Here is a 1,911-nt window from a genome sequence, read left to right on the forward strand (position 1 = left end):
ATGCTGGAAACTCCTATGATTGGAATACTCCGACATCGCAGCAGTCAGCCGCGCCACCGTCCAGCATGGTATTTTTTTTGGCAACCCGGGTTTTGGTGTCCCTTGCCCTTCGGAGGCCTAAGCCTCCAAACGGCTGCACGACTTGCAGCTTCGCTGTGACGGCCGCCACGGCGGCCGGGAGGCAACTGCCTTGTTGCACCAGGTTCAAGCCGTGCCGATCGCGCCCGGCTGTTAACCTGGTCCACGCTGGCGCGGCCCAGGGCCGGGCGAAGCTCCTACGACCGCGAAAAAGGCAACTGTCGCCGCACTACTCACCTACTCTGCCGATCCCACCATCATCCCGCTTCGGGAAAGCAACCAGATCACGGATCTGAACGTGGTGCCCGTGTCCGATCGACTTGATTTCGCCAAGACACATCGAGGCACAGTGTTCAACCGTCCCGCGCGCAGCGGTCCCAGTAATTCGTGCCTTTCCGCTGATCAGACAGACTCAGACCTGTAGCCAGTGAAGATCCTCGCTCCCCGTGTTTCTTCAAGATGAACATATGCGAGCAGTCGGGAATGGCGCTCCCGATCTGGCAGCAGATCAGGAGCTTCAACGACTATTTTCCGCCGTCGGGCAAGCCCGACTTTGCATCGCGAAACAAAATAGCCGCTGACATCCCCTTAGTGCCCGCAAAAAACATGTCCATCGAAACACTCAAAAGCGAGGATCAAACAATGGCTACTCAAACTCTGAAACTGAATGTCAAATCCGGCGAAAAAGATGGCACGAATTACTGGGACCGCTGCGGGGTTCTCTTCGTAAACACCGACGATGCAACTGGCGAAATCAAGTCGATCACCGTCAAGCACAGCATGTTCCCCGGCGTCGAAATGGTTGCTTTCCCAAAACGGGATGACAACGAGCAGAACTGAGCGAAGGACAGGGCGGCGACAGTCGCCCTATTCGCTTGTCTGCGCTGGTTTCAACGTGGCGCTCGATGCGCTGCTGATGCAGCGCGCGGTTTCAAGTTACCCACACCCCGACTCTCCGATGTTTGGTGTCTCCGCTTTCGGGGTGCTGCGGTCAGGTCGATTTCTCCCAAGGTCGAAATAGCCCCGACTGGATAACTTGAAACCGCCGCCGGTGGCTGGCCCCCTGCCCTTCTGGACAAAGCTTGACCTCGCTCAACTGTCTTTGGTCCGGGTTGCTATTTTTTGGTGCTGTTCCTCTGCAGCACCACCATTTCTGGCGATGCTCGATCAGCTCGCACCTGTCACATCTGGCATTCTTTCAGCGCTGCATTCCTCGGCACCACACAGGATAGTCAGACCCGGCTTTCCCCAAACCTGTACTTCGCATGTTGGGCAGCGGTACTTTGCCCGGTTCGAGCTATTCTTCTTTGCTGGCAGCGTCAGCGCCTCGGCAACCTCATCACCTTGCGCATCAAGGCTGTATTTCTCAATCAGATCTTCGGCCTCGTCGGTTCCATCGTCTGGACGATCTTTCTTCTCTGGCGGATTGGCAGGGTCAATCGCAGGGAAGCAATCCAGCCACGATAGCCTGAAATCCTGCGTGATCAGCTTTGCACAGACCTCAGAAAATGGGCCATTCTCAAGAATATAGTGGTCCATGCTTTGCCCGACTTTTTTGCCCCCTACCCTTCCTGTATCACTCGGAATCAGTCCGATGCCTTCCATTTTCAGAGCCCATTCCTTGTTGTGATATCCGCGACGCGACGGCTTGCCATGGTGGAACTGCCAAAGATGCACCATTTCGTGCGCCATCGTTGATAGGTTGTTCTCGATGGTCAGGATCGCGAAATAGGCCGGGTTCATCGCTATTTCATCAACTAGTGTTCCCCGTCTGACATAGGATTCCCATTGTCGGTTCGGAGTGTCATGTTGGGGCATGAGACGAGATGACAT

General features: G+C 55.5%; 2 protein-coding genes. One reads left to right on the plus strand and one right to left on the minus strand.

The window, feature by feature from the left end:
- Window positions 1-561: 561 nt before the first annotated feature.
- Window positions 562-918 (plus strand): hypothetical protein, encoded by a 357-nt coding sequence (locus Q1A75_RS23775; protein ID WP_299593510.1) that lies wholly within the window; start codon window positions 562-564, stop codon window positions 916-918.
- Between the two features lie 327 nt (window positions 919-1,245).
- Here Q1A75_RS23775 and Q1A75_RS23780 read toward each other — a convergent pair whose 3' ends face one another.
- Entirely contained in the window at window positions 1,246-1,821 is a 576-nt protein-coding gene (locus Q1A75_RS23780; RefSeq protein ID WP_366142237.1) for a SprT-like domain-containing protein, read from the minus strand.
- Window positions 1,822-1,911: the final 90 nt, after the last annotated feature.

Origin of the sequence: uncultured Tateyamaria sp. (genome assembly GCF_947504105.1) — a bacterium.
Lineage (GTDB): Bacteria > Pseudomonadota > Alphaproteobacteria > Rhodobacterales > Rhodobacteraceae > Tateyamaria.